This is a genomic window from Kitasatospora sp. NPDC001175 (assembly GCF_053598215.1).
The window spans coordinates 1-2,882 of sequence record NZ_JBSFJU010000184.1; the positions used below are offsets into that span (position 1 = coordinate 1).

4 protein-coding genes and 1 pseudogene are annotated in these 2,882 nt (G+C 69.2%); 1 reads left to right on the plus strand and 4 read right to left on the minus strand.

Annotation, left to right across the window (positions count from 1 at the left end):
* Positions 1-141: 141 nt before the first annotated feature.
* Entirely contained in the window at positions 142-345 is a 204-nt protein-coding gene (locus ACWDAK_RS40905) for a hypothetical protein (RefSeq protein WP_344637718.1), read from the minus strand.
* Between the two features lie 112 nt (positions 346-457).
* Positions 458-1,006 (minus strand): annotated as a pseudogene (locus ACWDAK_RS40910) (NAD-dependent DNA ligase LigA); the annotation flags it as partial.
* A gap of 1 nt (position 1,007) precedes the next feature.
* Here ACWDAK_RS40910 and ACWDAK_RS40915 point away from each other — a divergent pair.
* On the plus strand, positions 1,008-1,178 hold the full coding sequence (locus ACWDAK_RS40915) for a hypothetical protein (RefSeq protein WP_344637717.1): 171 nt from the start codon (positions 1,008-1,010) through the stop codon (positions 1,176-1,178).
* Here the strand turns inward: ACWDAK_RS40915 and ACWDAK_RS40920 are convergent.
* Complete coding sequence (locus tag ACWDAK_RS40920; protein ID WP_344637716.1) at positions 1,154-1,810, minus strand: immunoglobulin domain-containing family protein; 657 nt, start codon at positions 1,808-1,810, stop codon at positions 1,154-1,156. The genes ACWDAK_RS40915 and ACWDAK_RS40920 overlap by 25 nt on opposite strands.
* Positions 1,807-2,709: an ATP-binding cassette domain-containing protein gene (locus tag ACWDAK_RS40925; RefSeq protein ID WP_427396320.1), complete on the minus strand. Its 903-nt coding sequence runs from the start codon at positions 2,707-2,709 to the stop codon at positions 1,807-1,809. The genes ACWDAK_RS40920 and ACWDAK_RS40925 overlap by 4 nt, the downstream gene beginning before the upstream one ends.
* Positions 2,710-2,882 lie beyond the last annotated feature (173 nt).

Genomic DNA, 2,882 nt, shown 5'->3' on the forward strand with positions numbered 1-2,882 from the left:
CGGTCACCGCGCCGGCACAGCTCGACGATCTCGGCCTTGAACTCCGACGTGAACGAGCGGCGAGGGCGCGGTTTGTTCCCCATGCTCTCCATGATGGACATCATCCTTACCGGGACCGAAGCCCCTGATCAGGGGTGTCCGTCAAAGCGAATCAAGCCCAGTCGACAGATACCTGCCGAACTCGCACAACGGTGGGATCGGCGTCTGTGTCTCCTCGTCGAGGTATACCGGCGTCCCGTCGAGGATGCCCCGCCGCTTCAGCAAGGTGGCCACCCTCGCAGCAGAGATCACATCAGTGTCCAGGTACTTCTCCAGCAGCCCGGATTGCACAAAGGCGAGATCCATACTCTTCCCTCCCCAGGAGCCGGAGAGGAACTTCCCTCAGCTCACCCGTCTCGCACCACCACAACGAGTCGAGACTGAACCACACATCTCATGAGACAGTTTTGAACAGCGGAAAGAACTCCTGGGTGAGCAGGACTTCGCCGCGCAGCTCGACGTCCACCGCCTCAGTGAGCAGGGCGGGCAGGCCGAGCACGGCGTCGGCGGCGTGGGTGATGTCCTCACCCGCCAGTCCGTCGCCCCGGGTGATCAACTGGACCAGCCGGCCCGCGCGGTAGCGGGCGGCGACCGCCAGGCCGTCCAACTTGGGCTCCACGCACCAGCCCTGCACCGGCTGCCCGAGTCTGCGTTCCAGCCCGGCGGCCCAGGCCGCCAACTCCTCGGCGGAGAAGACGTTGTCAAGACTGAGCATCGGCACGGAGTGCGGGATGTCCCCGACCGCCGCTCCTCCGGCGACCTTGCCGGTCGGTGACGCCGGCAGCGCCTCGCCGGGGTGCGCGAGTTCGTACGCCTCGATCGCGCGCAGCAGCTTGTCGTACTCGTCGTCACCCAGCGGCGTGCCGCCGTCGGCGTAGTAGGCCGCGGCCGCCTCGACGGCGGTGGTGACGGCATCGGCGTAGGCGGCGGGAGAGACCAGAACGGCTGTTTCCTTCATGCCGCTCATCATGGCGGTAGGCACTGACAACGCCGCCGCCTGCGAGCTCTCGGACGAGGAGGCCGGGCTCGTCAGCGCGGCACGCGGCCCCAAGTTCCCCGGGCCGCCCTGGGTGGGACCGAACGGCCTCGGCGGGTGCGACGGAGGTCGTTTCGGCTACTCCCTGCGGCTGGTGAGGTAGTGGGTGGCGCACGCGGAGGCCAGGCACAGGGCGGTCGCGACGGCCAGCATGCCGGTTGACCGGGCCAGCAGGGCGGTGGAGTCGGTGGAGGTCGCCATCAGCCGGAAGAGCCGGTTGACGGGTGGCACCCCGTGGGTGAAGAGGAAGCCCATGACCAGGGCCAGCGCCAGGAGCAGGGCAACGCCCTGGCGTCTGAGGACCAGGCGCGAGCACGGCAGTCCGATCGCGATTCCGGTGAGCGTGCAGGTGAGTTGGGCGATCACCCCGAGCAGGAGATCGGCCGGCCGGACGTGGTAGGAGCCCACCCAGAGCGGGAAGAGCAGTCCGAAGACCATCAGGAACAGGCAGCTGATCAGCACCGTGGCGATCGAGCCGGCCAGCACCTTGGCCGCCCTGCCGCTGCCGACCACCACGATCGCCCGCTGCACCGGGCTGTCGATACCGATCAGCGCGGTGGTCAGCCAGGTCGAGGCGACGAACAGCGCCCCCGCCGAGCTGGCGTACGCCGGCGGGAGCGGGCCGCTGCCGTTGGCGGTCAGCACGCCCATCAGACCGGTGAACAGCAGGAGCGGCGCCAGGTACCGCTGGGTGTGCAACACGGTGGCGAACGAGTAGCGGATCAGGGCGATCATCGGAAGCTCCCTCCCGGCACGGCGGCCGTGTCCTCGACCGGCTGCCCGGCCTCCCGGTCCCGCTCGTCCCGGGTCACGGTCAGTACCGACCACCCGCCGCGCAGCACGGCCAGCAGCAGCGCGTCCACGGAGTCGCGGTCCACGGTGACGACGAGACGGGCGTCGCTCCGTGCGACCGACCGCACACCGCCGATCGCGTCCCAGTCCGGCTCGCCGGGTGTGCCGCCGTGCTCCGGGAGCGTCAGAACGACCTCGGCCGCCGGACGGTGAGCGGGCTGCGCCTGCGGCGGTCGGAGCGCCACCGTCCCCTTTCTGACGGTGTAGGTGCGCGAGGAGAGCACCCTGGTGATCGACTCCCGGTGGTCGGTGAAGACCACCGAACCGCCGGCACGTGCCACCTCGGACATGATCTCCGTCAGGGTGCCGTGCGCCGAGGCGTCGAGTCCCGACCAGGGCTCGTCGAGTACCAACAACTCCGGTTCCACCAGCAGCGCCTGAGCCAGCGCCACCTTCTGCGCGTTGCCTTTGGACAGGATGTGCAGCCGGGCCTCCTTCCCGCCGACCAGCGCGAGGCGGTCCAGCAGCTGGTGCGCCCTGGTGGCGGCGACCCGCGTGCCCAGGCCCCGGATACGGCCCATGTGGGTCAGGTACGCCACGGCCGACATGCGCTCGTCGGGGGCGAAGCGGTCGGGGACGTAACCGACCTGCCGGGGCCGGCCGGAGACCACCCCGCTCGTCGGCCTGGAGATCCCGACCAGCATCCGCAGCAACGTCGACTTACCCGACCCGTTGCCGCCTGTGAACGCCACCACCTCCCCGGCGGGTATCTCCGCGTGGACGTCTCTGACGACCCACTCCCCTCGTCCGTAACGCTTGCTCACTGCCTCGAGCCGTGGCACGTCAACTCCTCGTCCCATCCGACTGACTGACTGACTGACGACACCCGACCACGATAGGAGGTCAGCGAGTACGCGACGGCCCTTCTCCGAACTAACTGGCCCGGACGGGAATCGTGTCAGAAGTCTGGTCTAGGTTTGGCCTGTGAACCACAGCAGCTCCAAGGCCGGGGCGT